General features: G+C 68.2%; 15 protein-coding genes and 1 tRNA gene. 5 read left to right on the forward strand and 11 right to left on the reverse strand.

Annotated elements, in window-relative coordinates; all coding sequences use genetic code 11:
* Nucleotides 1-144: 144 nt before the first annotated feature.
* Both AC1ROC_RS14010 and AC1ROC_RS14015 read right to left on the reverse strand, forming a co-directional pair.
* Nucleotides 145-1,581, reverse strand: coding sequence for an ATP-binding protein (locus AC1ROC_RS14010; protein WP_493000866.1), 1,437 nt, complete (start codon nt 1,579-1,581; stop codon nt 145-147).
* Between the two features lie 501 nt (nt 1,582-2,082).
* Nucleotides 2,083-2,164 (reverse strand) — tRNA-Tyr (locus AC1ROC_RS14015).
* 207 nt (nt 2,165-2,371) lie between these two features.
* On the opposite strand from AC1ROC_RS14015, the gene AC1ROC_RS14020 reads away from it, so the two are divergent.
* Nucleotides 2,372-2,941, forward strand: a complete 570-nt coding sequence (locus tag AC1ROC_RS14020; protein WP_493001224.1) for an ATP-dependent Clp protease proteolytic subunit — start codon at nt 2,372-2,374, stop codon at nt 2,939-2,941.
* An 87-nt stretch (nt 2,942-3,028) separates the two neighbouring features.
* Here the strand turns inward: AC1ROC_RS14020 and AC1ROC_RS14025 are convergent, their stop codons facing one another.
* From AC1ROC_RS14025 to AC1ROC_RS14050, 6 genes are all read right to left on the reverse strand, one after another.
* Entirely contained in the window at nt 3,029-3,469 is a 441-nt protein-coding gene (locus tag AC1ROC_RS14025; RefSeq protein WP_493000868.1) for a helix-turn-helix domain-containing protein, read from the reverse strand.
* Between the two features lie 79 nt (nt 3,470-3,548).
* Entirely contained in the window at nt 3,549-4,976 is a 1,428-nt protein-coding gene (locus AC1ROC_RS14030; protein WP_493000870.1) for an acyltransferase family protein, read from the reverse strand.
* Nucleotides 4,977-5,125: 149 nt separating this feature from the next.
* Nucleotides 5,126-5,800, reverse strand: a complete 675-nt coding sequence (locus tag AC1ROC_RS14035) for a response regulator (RefSeq protein ID WP_434951485.1) — start codon at nt 5,798-5,800, stop codon at nt 5,126-5,128.
* Entirely contained in the window at nt 5,797-7,023 is a 1,227-nt protein-coding gene (locus AC1ROC_RS14040; protein ID WP_493000873.1) for a sensor histidine kinase, read from the reverse strand. Before AC1ROC_RS14040 ends, AC1ROC_RS14035 begins: the two co-directional genes overlap by 4 nt.
* A gap of 2 nt (nt 7,024-7,025) precedes the next feature.
* Entirely contained in the window at nt 7,026-7,727 is a 702-nt protein-coding gene (locus AC1ROC_RS14045) for a DedA family protein (RefSeq protein WP_168688576.1), read from the reverse strand.
* 98 nt (nt 7,728-7,825) lie between these two features.
* Nucleotides 7,826-9,298 carry an MDR family MFS transporter gene (locus tag AC1ROC_RS14050; RefSeq protein ID WP_493000876.1) on the reverse strand — a complete coding sequence of 491 codons (1,473 nt, stop codon included), beginning with the start codon at nt 9,296-9,298 and terminating at the stop codon, nt 7,826-7,828.
* A gap of 66 nt (nt 9,299-9,364) precedes the next feature.
* Between AC1ROC_RS14050 and AC1ROC_RS14055 the strand changes: the two genes are divergently transcribed.
* A complete protein-coding gene (locus AC1ROC_RS14055) occupies nt 9,365-10,003 on the forward strand; it encodes a TetR/AcrR family transcriptional regulator (RefSeq protein WP_493000878.1) in 639 nt (212 codons plus the stop codon).
* 65 nt (nt 10,004-10,068) lie between these two features.
* Here the strand turns inward: AC1ROC_RS14055 and AC1ROC_RS14060 are convergent, their stop codons facing one another.
* Complete coding sequence (locus AC1ROC_RS14060) at nt 10,069-10,299, reverse strand: DUF2283 domain-containing protein (protein ID WP_168688574.1); 231 nt, start codon at nt 10,297-10,299, stop codon at nt 10,069-10,071.
* A 157-nt stretch (nt 10,300-10,456) separates the two neighbouring features.
* On the opposite strand from AC1ROC_RS14060, the gene AC1ROC_RS14065 reads away from it, so the two are divergent.
* The 3 genes from AC1ROC_RS14065 (at nt 10,457) to AC1ROC_RS14075 (ending at nt 12,424) form a co-directional block, all read left to right on the forward strand.
* The gene (locus tag AC1ROC_RS14065; protein WP_168688225.1) at nt 10,457-10,600 is read left to right on the forward strand and encodes a hypothetical protein; all 144 of its coding nucleotides are present in this window, start codon (nt 10,457-10,459) and stop codon (nt 10,598-10,600) included.
* An 80-nt stretch (nt 10,601-10,680) separates the two neighbouring features.
* A complete protein-coding gene (locus tag AC1ROC_RS14070; protein WP_493000881.1) occupies nt 10,681-11,859 on the forward strand; it encodes a Fic family protein in 1,179 nt (392 codons plus the stop codon).
* A gap of 76 nt (nt 11,860-11,935) precedes the next feature.
* Nucleotides 11,936-12,424 (forward strand): YajQ family cyclic di-GMP-binding protein, encoded by a 489-nt coding sequence (locus AC1ROC_RS14075; protein ID WP_085368739.1) that lies wholly within the window; start codon nt 11,936-11,938, stop codon nt 12,422-12,424.
* A gap of 78 nt (nt 12,425-12,502) precedes the next feature.
* Here the strand turns inward: AC1ROC_RS14075 and AC1ROC_RS14080 are convergent, their stop codons facing one another.
* Nucleotides 12,503-13,495 (reverse strand): alpha/beta hydrolase, encoded by a 993-nt coding sequence (locus AC1ROC_RS14080; RefSeq protein ID WP_085368740.1) that lies wholly within the window; start codon nt 13,493-13,495, stop codon nt 12,503-12,505.
* Between the two features lie 38 nt (nt 13,496-13,533).
* Nucleotides 13,534-14,916: an FAD-dependent oxidoreductase gene (locus tag AC1ROC_RS14085; protein ID WP_168688572.1), complete on the reverse strand. Its 1,383-nt coding sequence runs from the start codon at nt 14,914-14,916 to the stop codon at nt 13,534-13,536.
* Between the last annotated feature and the right edge of the window lie 17 nt (nt 14,917-14,933).

Below are 14,933 nucleotides of genomic sequence, written 5' to 3' on the forward strand. Positions count from 1 at the left end.
TCATCTGAGCTGCTGCCGATTGCTCGTCCGGTCTTGCGCAGGGCATTGTGCGCGCACATCCGTTCACACATTGGTGGGTCGACGAAAACGTGGTCGACCCCGATGCACGAACGCGTTATTTCCCAGGTGACGTCATGCCCCCGATCAACGCAGTTCGGGTACGCTCCACAATGCTCGCGGGTCTCGCGGGGATTTCCCTTGCCAGGTTACAAGTCCTTCCTCGCGTAAAGCGTCGAGACGTTGTTTGGTCGTCGGTCGACTCATCCCGGTCGCTTCGGCGACTTCGCCGGTGCCCATGCCGCGGTCGGCCGCGCGTAGCACGGCGAGAACCTGCTCGGACCGAGATGGGAGCCGTTCGAGGATGTGCCGGTCGAGCCGGGCGACCGCCTGCAGCTTAAGGCGAACACTGCCTTGCCCTTGCGTGTAAACCGGATCGGTCAGCCCCGAGTTGCGCATCTCTTCGAAAATACGTTTGATGCCTTCCCCGAGTTCCTGCCCAATTGCAAGGTCGGCACAGACACGGGCGATCCGCGGATTTCTTGCGAAGCGGCTCACGTCGAGAGGATGGTTCGGGTCCGCCAGTCCAGGGAATCGTCCTGGAGATTCGATTTCGACTCGGTCCGGGTAGATTTCGACGCGGATGTGGTCTCCGGCGAGTGAGTATGACCGGTGAATGACCGCGTTGACGACTCCTTCGAGCCACGCGTCGCGTGGCACGATGGGCTCGGATTCGAAGCGCCCGGATTCCCGCAACGCTCGTCGCCTGGGGATGAGCGGTTCGATTATGGAGGCGGCCTTTGCGATCGCGTCCGGGATTGGCCCTTCGATTCGGTAGTCATGTTCGTCTTCAATAGTGAGTCGGGAGCCTGTCCCGCGTTCGATTGATCCGAATTTAATGACACGAATGTACGCTTCGGGGAACTGAGTTTGTGGGTGGTCGGCGAAGAGGAGGAAGCCTGCGTTTGTGACGTGGTTTTCACGTGTGAGTAGACCACGTGCTCTTAGAAGTCGGCCGACCGGGTTTGAAGCGTTGGTGGCTTTCCGGTACATCTCGAGCCGCTTCGGGTCGAGGTCCTCAATGGCGGTTTGGGGCCGGACAGCCATTCCGTCGTACTGGCTTTGCCCTTTGTCGAATTCAAGCTCCCGTCGTTGGTCATGGCGGAGTTTGCGGGATTCATCGCCCACCCGGAGGTAACAGTCTCCATTCTTGAGCTCGTGCACGGATTCGCTTGAGTCGATTCGCATGACGATGAGTGCATCAGTTTCCCCTTGCGAGCTTCGGCAGATGACTTGCTCGACGACGGCGTGGACTGGGGGAACAGTGAAATCCATTGCGGCCTGCTGAAGTTCGTTGAGCCGTTTGGGGTACTGTCTGATTCCTTCGACGTTCCCGTCGTGGAGCCCGACGACGATGACGCCGCCTTCGGCGTTTGCGAACGCCACCATTGCTGGTGCGATTGTTTTGGCGTCAGTGCGGATAGATTTCCGGTCGAACCATTGATCTTCGTCCAAGGCGAGCAGTTTGTTCCCCACTTCGTCGATTCCCGAAGCGAGTGCTCTGTCGACCTGGTTGGCTGTCATAGTTTCAAGCGTAGGGTTTTCGAGTAGTTACCTGTTGATGTTGCGGGGTGCGTCAAATCGTTGAGTTTCTGCGGTAGTTTCCGATGTAGTTCCGCTTCTAGTTCTTTCGAGTAGTTTTCTAGTAGCTACGCTGGCGTTTCCGTCGTTGTCCGCGCGCTTATGCGTGTTGTTGTCCCCATTGTTGTTTTTGACATTGTGGTCGTTCATGTCTCCCACTTTGTTTGTCACGTAGTTTTTGTTCAAATTCCTGCGGGCAAGCGTGCAATCTGTAATGTGGCACAGTTGACCCGCTATTGAATCAATTTCACGCCCTCATGGGAGCGCGATGCACGGTCCAGAGCTACCCGTGACGGTAGACCTTCAAGGTCACCTCCTGCGTGACGCCAAGAGGCAGGCAACGGACGCTGTCGCGACCTTGCTCGCGAGCGCCCCTGCACACAAGCCGAGTAAAGACAAGCAAGAGCTCCCGCAGTCGCGCGGGAGCTCTTGTCTCTACTGATGTGGCGAGTGAGGGATTCGAACCCCCGAAGGCTACGCCGGCTGATTTACAGTCAGATCCCTTTGGCCGCTTGGGTAACTCGCCGTTGGCGCTCCCGACCACCAGTGTTCTCGTGATCGAAGGCGCTCGACAAGAATACTGTTCCAACGCCCGCAGACGAAATCAGCGCACGCCCAGCCGGTTCCCGGGCGTGGCAGGGTCGGCGCCCGCCTCTGCCGTCGGCAGATTCGCGCCGGGCAGAAACGCTCGCGCTCGGCGGCCATCCCTCCGCAGGATGGGCGCATGAGCACCATGACGGACAACACACCGGACCAACTGATCTTCAAACGCCTCCTCGAAGAGCGGATCGTCTTCCTCGGCAGCGAGGTCACCGACGACTCGGCCAACGAGATCTGCGCCCAGCTCCTCATCCTCAACTCGATCGAGCCGGAGCGGGACATCTACCTCTACATCAACTCGCCGGGCGGCTCGATCACCGCGGCGTTCGCGATCTACGACACGATGAATTTCGTGCAGGCCGACGTCGCGACGGTCGCGCTGGGCTTCGCCGCGTCGGCCGGGCAGTTCCTGCTGTCCTCCGGCGCGGAGGGCAAGCGGTATGCGCTGCCGAATGCGAGCGTGGTGATGCACCAGCCGCACGGTGGTTTCGGGGGGACGTCGGCGGACATCCAGACCCAGGCGAAGCAGATCCTGTACTTCAAGAAGCGCATGGCCGAACTCACGAGCGTGCAGACGGGCAAGCCGATCGAGCAGATCCTCGAAGACGGCGACCGGGACCGCTGGTTCACGGCCGACGAGGCGCTGGCCTACGGGTTCGTCGACCACGTCGTCGGGTCGACCCGCGCGCTGCCGAAAGGCTGAACCGTGCTGCACGTCGAGGTGGAGGACGAGACGGCGCCGCAGCACCGACCGGTGGATGCGCGGGATGCGCAGCGTATGCGGGATGCGTCAGGCGGCCAGCAGTACCGCCGCGGCCGGCCCGTCCTGCGGGGGCTCGGCGATGCGGAGGTCGGCGGGCTGCGCGTCGAGCAGGTCGGCGAGGCGGAGGTCGACGGAGATGCCGGGCCCGAAGGCGCCCGCGCCGCTGCCGCTTCCCGCGGGAGCGAGTTCGCGGACCGGCGCGGCCGTACGGGTCTCGACGGGGCGAAGACCGACGCGGTCGGCGGTGGCGAACTCGGCGGCGACCCGGGTGAGCAGCTCGCCCTCGCTGATGTCGAAGACGCGACACAGCGTGGCGAGGATCTCGGAGGAGGCCTCCTTGCGACCGCGCTCGATCTCCGACAGGTACGGGATGGAGACGCTGGCCGTCTCGGACAGCTGACGCAGCGTCTCACCGCGTTCCAGCCTCAGCCGCCGGAGCACGGCCCCGATCGCATGTCTGAGCAGCATGTCCCCTCCTCGTCCGTCGACGTGTCCGCCAGCCTAGGCGCGCACCCGCCGACGCGCCCGCACCTCCGCACGATTCTGCTCACGGCAGAATCCGCGACCCGGGCGCCGCCGCCGCGTGCGCCCGTTCCGAATTCGCCGCCGCACGCGCCAGCGCGAGCGCGCCGACCACGAGCGCGCATCCGGTGACCCACCCGGCCACCATCGCCCCGGCCAGCAGGACGACGAGCACCCCGCCTGAACCGCACGCCACAGACAGCGCCACCAGCCCGGGATGCGCGGCGACCCCCGGCCGCAGCGCCGCACGTTCCGCGCCACCACCAGCCGTCGCGCGCCCCGCCGTTCCACGCCGCCCACCACCACGCCCCGCCTCCGCGCGCCCAGCCACCGCGACCAGCGCGGCCACCGCGACGCCCACCGCCGCCAGCCACATCCCGCGGGTCGCCCACCAGTCCGGCGTCAGCGGCTGCGGCAGCGAGACCCCGGACAGCAGGAGCAGCCCGGCGAGCGCGATCAGCGCGAGCATGTGCCAGGAGTAGATCGTCATCGCACGGGCGTTGACGGCCTGCACGACGGCGGAGAGCATCCGGTTGCCCGCGAGCCTGCGCAGGGTGGGTCTTGCCAGGGAGAACAGTGCCAGCTGGGAGACGCCGAGCAGCACCAGGGCGAACGTGGGCGGGTTGAGGTTGGCGAGCAGGTCGAAGGAGTACACCCCGGTCGCCGCGAGCACGAACAGCGTGGCCGTCGCCCCTGCGGCGAGCGCGACGAGCGTGCGGCGCTGCAGGCCGGAGACGGTGCCGTCCGCGAGCCAGAATCCCAGCTGCTGCACCAGCAGCCAGACGAAGAGGAGGTTCGCGAAGCCGACAACCGTGACGCCAGTGGATGCGCGGACCACGTCGACACCGACCGCGAGCGCCGCCAGCACGGCCACCGTCGCAACGGGGAACCGTCTGTGCGCGGCGACCAGAGCCGGCACCGCCGCCGTGCACAGCACGTACACGCCGAGGAACCAGAGCGGCTGGCTCAGCCGGAACCCGGCGACGGCGACCAGCTCCGGCGGAACACCGCACAGCGTCAGCACCGCCAGGACCACGGCCGAGGCGGCGATGGCGGCGGCTGCAGGGAGAAGGAGGCGGCGCATCCGGCCGGCGAGGTAGGCGGCGGGCGTCGTGCCGCCGGCGCGCATCCCGGACCAGTGCAGGAAGCTGGAGAACCCGCCGAGCACGAAGAAGAGGGGCATGACCTGCGCCAGCCAGGTGAGCGCGGGGAGGCCCGCCCAGCCGTCGAGGGCGTTCTCGAGCACGGGTGCGCCGTCGTGTACGCTCACGCCGACCATCAGCGCGTGCAGCAGGACCACGACCACGAGGCAGGCGGCCCTGGCGAGGTCGACCGCCGCATCCCGTGCGCCCGCACGAGCACCCGCACCGCCACCCGCGGCCGCACCCGCCCGACTCCGCGCTGTGCCGCTCGCGGCATCCCGCACCGCCTCCGGCGCGAACGAGACCGACATAGGTTTCCCCTTCCGTCCGGCCCCCTGTGGGCCGTCTCCGGAAGGTTCTCAGCGGGCTCGGCCGGCGGTCGTCCGCCCGGGGAGCCAACCCGTCCCCCTACCGCGGTAGGGGTCCAGCGGCAGGGGTCCAGCGGCAGGGTCCACCGCCGTTACGGCGCCGGTTCCACCAGCCCGGCGTCGAACGCCAGGATCACCGCGTGCACGCGGTCGCGCAGCCCGAGCTTGCTGAAGATGCGGCTCACGTGCGTCTTCACCGTCTGCTCCGCGATGAACAGGTCCGCCGCGATCTCGCCGTTGGACTTGCCTCGTCCGATCAGCACCAGGATCTCGCGCTCCCGCTCGGTGAGGTCGGCGAGTTGCAGCGCGTGCCTGCTTCCGGCCGGGCGCTGGGCGGCGAAGCGTTCCAGGAGCCGTTTGGTCACGCGCGGGGCGAGCAGCGCATCCCCTGCCGCCACGATGCGGACCGCCTGCACCAGGTCGCCGGGGGTCGCGTCTTTCAGGAGGAAGCCGCTGGCACCGGCCGAGAGGGCCTCGTGCACGTAGTCGTCGGCGTCGAACGTGGTCAGGACGAGCACGAGCGGCTGGTGCGGCTCGCCTCTGCCCGTCGGGTGGATGAGCTCGCGGGTGGCGTCGATGCCGTTCATCCCCGACATCCTGACGTCCATGAGTACGAGGTCGGGCTTCAGCCGCCTGGCGAGCGTGACCGCCTCCTCGCCGTCCGCCGCCTGGCCGACCACCGTGATGTCGTCCTGCGCGTCGAGGATGGCGGCAAACCCGGCCCGCACCATCGCCTGATCGTCGGCGATGAGCACGGTGATGGTCATACTGTTCCTCTCGACAGGACGGGGATGCGCGCGTGGACGACGAAACCGCCGTCGTCCGTGCGCTCCGCCTCCAGACTGCCACCCAGCAGCGCGGCGCGCTCGCGCATCCCCCGGATGCCGTGTCCTCCGGTGTCCGGAGCCGGTGCGGAGGCCGGTCGCCCCGGCGCGCGCTCGTTGCGCACAGACACGTCGAGGGCGTCCCCACTGCGGTCGAGCGTCACGACCGTGGATGCGCCCGTCGCGTGCCTGGCCACGTTGCTGAGGGCCTCCTGCACGATGCGGTACACCGTCAGCGACACGGCGGGGTCGAGGGCGGCGACGTCCTGTGCGGCCACCCGGTCGTCCAGGCGCACGGCCCCACCGGCTCGGGATGCGCGCGCCACCAGCCCGGCGATCTCGCCGACCCCCGGCTGCGGCGCCGTCTCCACCACCGTGTCCTCGCTCCGGAGCACACCGAGCAGCGTGCGCATCTCGCCCATCGCCGCACGCGCGGTGGCCGCGAGGTCGTCGAACTCCTCCGCGGCCTCCTCGCTCAGCGACGGGATGCGGTACCTGGCACTCGACGCCTGCACCTGGATGGCCGACATGCCGTGGGCGACCACGTCGTGCAGTTCCCTGGCGATGCGGGTGCGTTCCTCCGCGATCTCGCGGCGCGTCAGCTCGGAGGCGGAGATCTGCTGCTCCCTGAGCAGCTGGCGGCGCACATCTTGCCAGTTCACGACGAGCGTGGCGCCCAGCATCGCGGCGGCGGTGATCGACCAGAAGACGATGAGGTCGGCGGTGATCGCGCCGGAGGTCGCAGGCGGCCGGGCTGCGACCAGGGCGACCAGGATGCTGCCGAGGGCGCCGCCCGCCCAGCCGACCAGGCCGACGCGCCAGTCGGAGCGCAGCGTCGCGATCACCAGCACCAGCGCGCTGGCGACGATCGTCGGCACCGCGACGGGCCACGGGCTCGCGCCGTCCGGCACGGAGGCGAATCCGGCCGCCACCAGGGTCACCACCGAGATCACGACGGCAAGGCGCGGCGAGACGATCGCCAGCACGATCGACGCCGCCTGAGCGACACCGAGGCCGAGAGCGATGACCACCGGGATGCCGTACAGCGTCGAACCCAGCGACGAGGTCAGCGCCAGGATCGCCACGGCGGCGGTCGAGCCGATCCCCCAGAGGAGGACGAGCATCCCGTCGAGCCTGGTGCGCAGCGGTGGGTGTTCGGCCGTCATCGTCATCTCCTTGGTCCGTCCGCGCACACCAGCACTCCATCCGGCCGCGTCTCCGCGGCGTCGACCTCATCCAGCACCGCGGCAGGCGCGGCCGCCGCAGCATGCTTCGCGCGCCGCCGGGCTGCGAACCGCATCCCCGCGTCGAGCAGCACACCGGTCAGGAGTCCCATCGCGATGCCCGCGAGCATCCCGAGCAGCGGGTTGCCGTGCAGCCAGTGCCCGGCGAGCAGTCCCACCGTAACGCTGTACGCCGCCCAGGACAGACCGGCGAGGACCGACAGCCCGAAGAATCGGCGACGCGAGAACCCGGATGCTCCCGCGACGAGGTTCACGGCGACCCGTCCGACCGGGATGTAGCGCGCGGTCAGCAGCAGCACGGCGGCGCGGCGATCGAGGCCGTCGCGGGCCCAGCCGAGGGCCGCCTGCATCCTGGGTCTCCGCATCCAGCGGAACCGGGTGAGCCCGACACCGCGACCGATCGCGAAGGTGACGTTGTCGCCGACGATCGCGCCGATGGCGGCGCAGGCGACGATGATGGCGATGTTCGGCTGGCCGAGCGTGATGCTCGCCGCCGCAGCCGCGATCACCACCGACTCGCTGGGCACCGGAGGGAAGAACGCGTCGACGAAGACGACGGCGGCGACCAGCAGGTAGATCCACGGCGACGACACCGCCTGCGCGATCAGTTCGTTCAGTGCGTCCATCCCGTGCTCCCCTCGGATACGGACGGAGGTTTCCGCCCGTATCCGACGTTAGGGAGACGGGATGCCGCAGCGCGTCACCCGGGGGTACCCCGGCACCCCTACCGGAGGGGGATATCTCCGGATGCCGCGGCCTGCGCCGGAGCGAGCGGCGCCGTCTGCTCTGGCGCTGCTGCGGCGGGTTGCGCGGCCGGGCGTCCTGGCAGCAGAGCGGACAGCCCGATCGCCAGCACGGTGAACCCGACCGCCCACCAGAACGCCTGGTCGAACGCGTCCGCGATTCCGTCCAGCGACGTGGCGCCCACCGCTGCGCCCTGCAGGATCACGGCCAGAAGCGCGACGCCGAACGAACCGCCGAGCTGCGAGGTGATCCTGGTCAGGATGCTTGCGTGCGGCACTTCGCTGCGTTCCAGTCCGATGAATGCGACCGCCATCAACGGGATGGTGACGGCTCCGAGCCCGAAACCGCGCACGAAGAGGGCGGCCATGAGCATCCACTCGTTCGTGGTGGGGGTGGTGAAGGCGAACGGCACGGTCGCGATACCGACGATCGCGAAGCCCGCCATCGACACCCAGCGTGCGCCGAGGCGGTCGGTGAGTCGTCCGGCCGTCGTGCGGCTGAGCAGGGTGCCGATGCCCTGCGGCACCAGGAGCAGACCAGCTCCGAGCGCATCCGCTCCCCTGACCTCCTGGAAGTAGAGGGGAAGGAGCAGCATCGCGCCGTAGAGCGAAGCGCCGGACAGGAAGAGCAGCGTGGAGGCGGAGGCCACGGGGCGGTGCCGGAACAGCCGCACGTCGACGAGCCCTCCCTCTCCGCGCCGCAGCGCCCAGAGCACGAAGGCCGCGAGCAGCAGGGCTCCGGCGATGAGGGGCACGAGCACGTCGCCGCGGCCGAAGCCGCCGTCCTTGCTCACATTGGACAGACCGTAGAGCAGGCCGACCACCGCCGGCGACAGCAGCACCAGCCCCACCCAGTCCAGTCTCGGCCGGGGGCCGAGGGCGTCGCGGGGCAGCATCCGGATGGCGAGCACGATGCCGACGACGCAGAACGGGACGTTGACCCAGAACAGCCAGCGCCAGTCGAGGTAACTGAGGATGAGGCCGCCGAGCACCGGGCCGAGGATGGGGCCGAGCACGGCGGGGAGGCTCACCGCCGACATGATGCGGCCGAGGTTCTGGCCGTGCGCCGCCTGCATCACGAGGGTGGACATGAGCGGGAGCATGATGCCGCCGCCGATGCCCTGCACGACACGGAAGGCGATCAGGCTGGGCGCATCCCACGCCAGGCTGCAGAGCACGGAGCCGAGCAGGAAGATCGCGAGGGCGATGATCCAGAGCCGCTTGCCCCCGATCCGTTGCTGCGCCCAGCCGACGATCGGGATGGTCACGCCGAGCGCCAGCAGGTACCCGGTGCTGACCCACTGGATGGTGTCGACCGAGGTGTGCAGGTCGGTGGCGAGCGTGTGCAGGGCCACGCTGACGATGGTCGTGTCGAAGATCACGGCGAGCGCGCCGACGATCACGACGACGGCGATGCGAACGACCCCGGGGTCGAGCTTGGACTTCTCGGTCACCATGTCTCCTTAAGGTACGCGACTGTATCTTATCGAGATCATAGGTCGACGCGATAAGATACGCAAATGGATCTTGTTGAGCAGCCGACCATGGAGGCGGACGCACCCGCCCGGCGACGCCGAGGGGCCGAACTGGAGAACGCGATCCTCGATGCCGCCTGGGACCAGCTCGTCGAGCACGGCTATGCGGCCTTCACGATCGACGCGGTCGCGGCGCGCGCCGAGACCAGCCGCCCGGTCGTCTACCGCCGCTGGCCGACCAGGCAGGAACTGGTCAGGGCGGCCGTCGCACGCGCAGGGTTGCGCGACCAGCCGGCGACGCCGGACACGGGCAGCCTCCGCGGCGACCTGATCGCCCTCCTCACCACGGCCAACGAGACCAGGATCGGCTTCGCCGCCGCCATGAGCGTCCACCTCGGCGGCTACTTCGCCGAGACGGGAACGAGCCTCTCCGACCTCCGCGACGTGCTCATCGGCGGACGGACGACCAGAGTGGACACCGTCATCCAGCGCGGCATCGACCGCGGAGAGATCGACCCGGCACGCCTCACCCCGCGCATCGCGACGCTGCCGTTCGACCTCTTCCGGCACGACGCCATCATGACCCTGCGGCCGGTGCCGGCGGAGACGATCGAGGAGATCGTCGACACCATCTTCCTGCCGCTGGTGCGACCAGTGGATGCGGGTGGTGCGGGGGCGCGCTAGTGCTCGTCGCTTGGTGCTATGCGCTACGCGCTACGCGCTTGGCGCCCTGCGCCCTGCGCTCGCCGCTACGCGCGGCTCGACCGCTCCGCGGCCGCGAGCACGTCCGGCCGCAGCACGAGGTGCGCCCCGAGCACCTCGAACCCGACGAGGAACCCCGCCGCGTCGAACTCCGCATCGATGTGAGCGCCAGCGGCAGGAGCATCCGGGACGGCCGAACGGTCGGGCAGGGACGGATCGGTCGGGACGTCGAGGCGGAAGTGCGCGACGTCGAGCTCCGGGTCGTAGGTGAGTCGCATGACTCCGAGCCTAGGAACCGCGCGGCGGCGTGTCGTCGGACCGTCGTACCACCTCCCGTTCGACCGCAGGAGGAGAAGTCTTCGGCGGCGTCGGCCGATCCGCGACACCCCGCATCCACTGCCCGCAATGTCGGTGGTGCGGCGCAGAATCGTCGGCATGAGAACGTTGGAGATTTGCGAACGGTGCGACGGAACCGGCGCCGACCCGTTCCAGCACGATGAAGAGATCACAGTGTGCGTGGAGTGCAGCGGCGACGGCTGCCACGTGACCTACCTGGCCGAACTGCAGCAGACGGCGTAGCAGCCGCAACCTTTACTGCGTACCTGTCGTTAGTAAGGCTTATCCGCTAAACTTTACTAACGACGAGGTCGGAGGTAAGGGTGAGCACCGCTGTGACATTCGAGGAGCGCACGCTTCCCGCACCCGAAGAGGCGCTGATGTCGTCGCGTCGACTGAACCTCGAGCGCCGCCGGCCCTACCAGGCTGCCGTCGTTCCCGAGATCGCCGGCGCAGTGTTCGACCTCGCACCGGAGATTCTCGCCGACGTCGACGACGCCACGGCCGAGCTGGTGCGCTTCGACGCGCACATGGGCGACTTCCCCGCTCCGTTCTCCTCCGTGCTGCTGCGGACGGAGTCGGCGTCGAGCTCGCAGATCGAGCAGTTGACGTCCGGTCCGCGCGCGATCGCCGAGGCGGCGATCGGCGAGCGCTCAGACGGCAACGCCCCGCTTATCGTCAGCAACGTCCGGGCGATGGAGGCGGCTCTCGCACTGGCCGACGATATCTCGAACGCGTCGATCATCGCCATGCAGGACGCGCTGCTCCGCGGCTCGCACCCCGACATGGCCGGTCAATACCGTCGCGAGCAGGTGTGGATCGGTGGGCGGCTCCCCCACTCCGCCAGCTTCGTTCCTCCCCACCACGACCGCGTCGACGCCGCGATGGACGACCTGGTCAGGTTCGCGGTCCGGGCCGACCTCCCTGTGCTCGCTCACGCGGCCATCGCTCACGCACAGTTCGAGACCATCCACCCGTTCCCCGACGGCAACGGGCGCACTGGGCGGGCACTGCTGCACGCGATGCTGCGGCACGGCGGTGTCTTGCGGAACCTGACCGTCCCCGTGTCCGCTGGGCTGCTGACCGACGTCGAGTCGTACTTCGACGCGCTCACCGCATACCGCAGCGGCGACCCGGGCCCGATCGTCCAGGTCTTCGCCGAGGCGTCCCTGGTCGCACTCCAGAACGCGAAAGTCCTGGCGCGCGACATCGCCGAGTTTCAGGAGGCGTGGGACGAGAAGCTGGCCGGTCTCCGTGCCGACGCTGCCGCGCGCACACTCGCCAGGCTGACCATCGAGTACCCGGTGCTCAACTCCCCGACCGCGGTTGCGGTCACCGGCCTGAGCAAGCCGTCCGTGAGCAACGGTTTCGACGAACTGGTGAAACGCGGGGTCCTCGCCCCGGGAAACTCGAAACAGCGGAATCGCGTCTGGGTCAACCAGGATGTGCTCGACGCCCTGGATGCGTTCGCGGTACGCATCGGACGCCGACGCCAAGGTTAACCGTTTCCCGCCCGACCCTGTTTGAATTGTCTGGTGCCGCACGGCACCCGTAGTTCTCTCAGGAAGGTGGCGACGAATGGCAGACTCATCGTTCGACGTGGTCAGCAAGGTCGACAAGATGGAGGCCGACAACGCCCTCAACCAGGCTCGCAAAGAGGTGGAGCAGCGTTACGACTTCAAGAATGTCGGCGCATCCATCGAGTGGAGCGGCGAAAAGGTTCTGATGAAGGCCAACACCGAGGAGCGCGTCAAAGCAGTCCTCGAGGTGTTCGAGTCGAAGCTCATCAAGCGGGGCATCTCGCTGCGCTCGCTCGACACCGGTGAGCCGTACCCGTCCGGCAAGGAGTTCCGCATCGAGGCCGGCATCAAGAACGGCATCGAGCAGGATGCGGCGAAGAAGATCAACAAGCTCATCCGCGACGAAGCGCCGAAGAGCGTGAAGTCGCAGATCCAGGGCGACGAGCTCCGCGTCACGTCGAAGAGCCGTGACGACCTGCAGGCCACCATGAACCTGCTCAAGGGCGCCGACCTCGACGTCGCGCTGCAGTTCGTCAACTTCCGCTAGACGACCCGGGATGCGCGGCCGCCGGAGACGCGGAGGCCGCGCATCCGGCGCATCCCGCGCATCCGCAGCACCCCGCGCTCAGCGCAGGTAGCCGCGCAGCCACCGCCGCACTTCGGCGTACGCCGCCTGCCGCACCGGCTCGCGCGACAGGAAGATGTCGTGGATCGCCCCGTCGATGCGCGAGACCGTGACCGTCGGCGCCAGCTTGAGCGCGCGCTGAGCGATCTCATCCACGACCAGAACGATGTCCGAGCTCATCATGTCCGGCGTCCACCGCGGGAGGATCGTCGACCGCGCAGAAACCATCGTCAGCACCGGGACGTCGATGTGCAGGCCGGCCGCCACGCGCGCATGCCCCGCCATCACCGCCGTCAGCCACGCCGGCAGCACCGCGAAGCCTCGCACGGGCCGCCAGTCGAGGTTGTAGTCCCACTCGCCCTCCATCGTCGACGACACCGTCCTGGTGTAGAAGCCGAGGTCGACGTTCGGCAGCGGGGCTTTCGGGTCGACGCGCGCCTGCAGGCCGATCAGCGGCGCCAACGCGGCCCGCCCCGCCGAGTGCGCCTGGAACTCGAGCCACGGGCTGTTCAGCACCAGCGCATCCGCTTTTCCGGGATGGCGGTCGGCCCAGAGGCTGAGCGTGAGGCCGCCCGTCGAGTGGCCGAGCAGGATGAGCTTGCGGTCCTTCTGCGCGCTCTCGCGGATGACCGAGATGGCCGCATCCAGTTCCTCGTCGTACGTCGCGAGGTCGTCGACGAAGCCCGGCGTCTGCCACGGACGCAGGCTGCGGCCGTACTTGCGCAGGTCGATGGCGAAGAAGCGCGCCCCGTTCTCGTGCCAGAACCGGGCGAGCTCCTTCTGGAAGAAGTAGTCGGACCAGCCGTGCACGTAGAGCACGTCCGCGTCGGCCGCGACGGCGCGGAGCAGGCGCAGGTCGGCGAGGTGCGGTGGGGGCGCATAGCGGACGAGGGTCGCGACGACCTCGCCCTCCGCATCCGGTTTCAGCGGCAGCGTGAGCTGCTCGAACGGCTCCCCCAGCACATCCGGCGACCACTCCTGCGCGCGCGTCATGACCCCAGCGTGGCAGGCGCGGCGGGTTCGCGCGAGCGTCAGCTCTCGGTGGACGCCTCGACCGGGGTGGCGTTCGACACCCGGACCATCTCGTCGCGCGGGACGACCTTGACGCGGGCACGGCCGCGTTCGGCGCCGAGTGCCTGCTCGTGCGTGTCGAGATTGTGCCAGCCGTCGAGGTTCGTGTACTCCACACCCCGCTCGCGCAGCAGGTTCTCCACAGATTCCTCGGAGGGGTCGGTGGGCGACCACCAGTTCCCTTGATCATTGATCACATGCTTGATCGTTTCCATGGCGTCCGACTTGGTGTGGCCGATGAGACCCACCGGTCCACGCTTGATCCACCCGGTGGCGTACACGCCGTACATGCGCTCGTTGTCGCCCTTGCGCAGCACCTGGCCCTCGTGGTTCGGGATCACGCCGTGCTTCTTGTCGAACGGGATGCCGGGAAGCGGCGACCCGAAGTAGCCGACAGCGCGGTAGATGGCCTGGATGGGCACCTCGCGGATCTCGCCGGTCCCGCGCACGCCGCCCTCGCCGTCCGACTCGGTGCGCTCGTACCGGAACGCGGCCACGTGACCGTTCCCGTCGTCGACGACCTCGAGCGGCTTGGCGTAGAAGTGCAGGTGCAGGCGACGGGATGCGTTCCCCACCTCGCGCTGACGCCACTGCTGCAGCACGCGGTCGATCACCATGACCTGCTTGTTGCTCGCGATGGCGGCCTTCGACTGCTCGTCGTAGTCGAAGTCCTCGTCGTAGAGGATCATGTCGACGTCGCGCAGTTCGCCCAGCTCGCGGAGCTCCAGCGGGGTGAACTTCACCTGGGCCGGCCCGCGGCGGCCGAAGACGTGCACGTCGGTGACGGGAGAGTTCTTGAGGATCTCGTAGACGTTGTCCGGGATCTCGGTGGGCAGCAGGTCGTCGGCGTGCTTGGCCAGGATGCGCGAGACGTCGAGGGCGACGTTTCCGTTGCCGATGACGGCGACGGACTCGGCCTCCAGCGGCCAGGTGCGCGGCACATCCGGGTGACCGTCGAACCAGCTGACGAAGTCGGCGGCACCGTACGAGCCCTCCAGCTCGATGCCGGGGATGTCCAGCTCGGCGTCGTGCACGGCCCCGGTCGCGAAGATCACGGCGTTGTAGTGGCGCTTGAGGTCGTCGAGGGTGATGTCCTCGCCGTACGTGACGTTGCCGAAGATGCGGATGTCCCCGCGGTCGAGCACCTCACGCAGAGCCGTGATGATGCCCTTGATGCGCGGGTGGTCGGGGGCGACCCCGTAACGCACGAGACCGTATGGGGCGGGAAGCTGCTCGAACAGGTCGATGGAGACGTCGAAGGCGCGCTCCGCCTTGAGGAGGATGTCCGCGGCGTAAATGCCGGCGGGGCCTGCACCGACGATGGCCAGTCGCAATTTGGTCATTCGTTGTGTCTTTCTTG

The organism is Leifsonia sp. GW821-FHT13C05 (assembly GCF_058806515.1).

Bases quoted from the DNA above. Each gene is read 5' to 3' on its own strand.
- AC1ROC_RS14010 (WP_493000866.1), bottom strand. From the start codon at position 1,581: ATGACAGCCAACCAGGTCGACAGAGCACTCGCTTCGGGAATCGACGAA.
- AC1ROC_RS14020 (WP_493001224.1), top strand. From the start codon at position 2,372: ATGACGGACAACACACCGGACCAACTGATCTTCAAACGCCTCCTCGAA.
- AC1ROC_RS14025 (WP_493000868.1), bottom strand. From the start codon at position 3,469: ATGCTGCTCAGACATGCGATCGGGGCCGTGCTCCGGCGGCTGAGGCTG.
- AC1ROC_RS14030 (WP_493000870.1), bottom strand. From the start codon at position 4,976: ATGTCGGTCTCGTTCGCGCCGGAGGCGGTGCGGGATGCCGCGAGCGGC.
- AC1ROC_RS14035 (WP_434951485.1), bottom strand. From the start codon at position 5,800: ATGACCATCACCGTGCTCATCGCCGACGATCAGGCGATGGTGCGGGCC.
- AC1ROC_RS14040 (WP_493000873.1), bottom strand. From the start codon at position 7,023: ATGACGGCCGAACACCCACCGCTGCGCACCAGGCTCGACGGGATGCTC.
- AC1ROC_RS14045 (WP_168688576.1), bottom strand. From the start codon at position 7,727: ATGGACGCACTGAACGAACTGATCGCGCAGGCGGTGTCGTCGCCGTGG.
- AC1ROC_RS14055 (WP_493000878.1), top strand. From the start codon at position 9,365: ATGGATCTTGTTGAGCAGCCGACCATGGAGGCGGACGCACCCGCCCGG.
- AC1ROC_RS14060 (WP_168688574.1), bottom strand. From the start codon at position 10,299: ATGCGACTCACCTACGACCCGGAGCTCGACGTCGCGCACTTCCGCCTC.
- AC1ROC_RS14065 (WP_168688225.1), top strand. From the start codon at position 10,457: ATGAGAACGTTGGAGATTTGCGAACGGTGCGACGGAACCGGCGCCGAC.
- AC1ROC_RS14075 (WP_085368739.1), top strand. From the start codon at position 11,936: ATGGCAGACTCATCGTTCGACGTGGTCAGCAAGGTCGACAAGATGGAG.
- AC1ROC_RS14080 (WP_085368740.1), bottom strand. From the start codon at position 13,495: ATGACGCGCGCGCAGGAGTGGTCGCCGGATGTGCTGGGGGAGCCGTTC.
- AC1ROC_RS14085 (WP_168688572.1), bottom strand. From the start codon at position 14,916: ATGACCAAATTGCGACTGGCCATCGTCGGTGCAGGCCCCGCCGGCATT.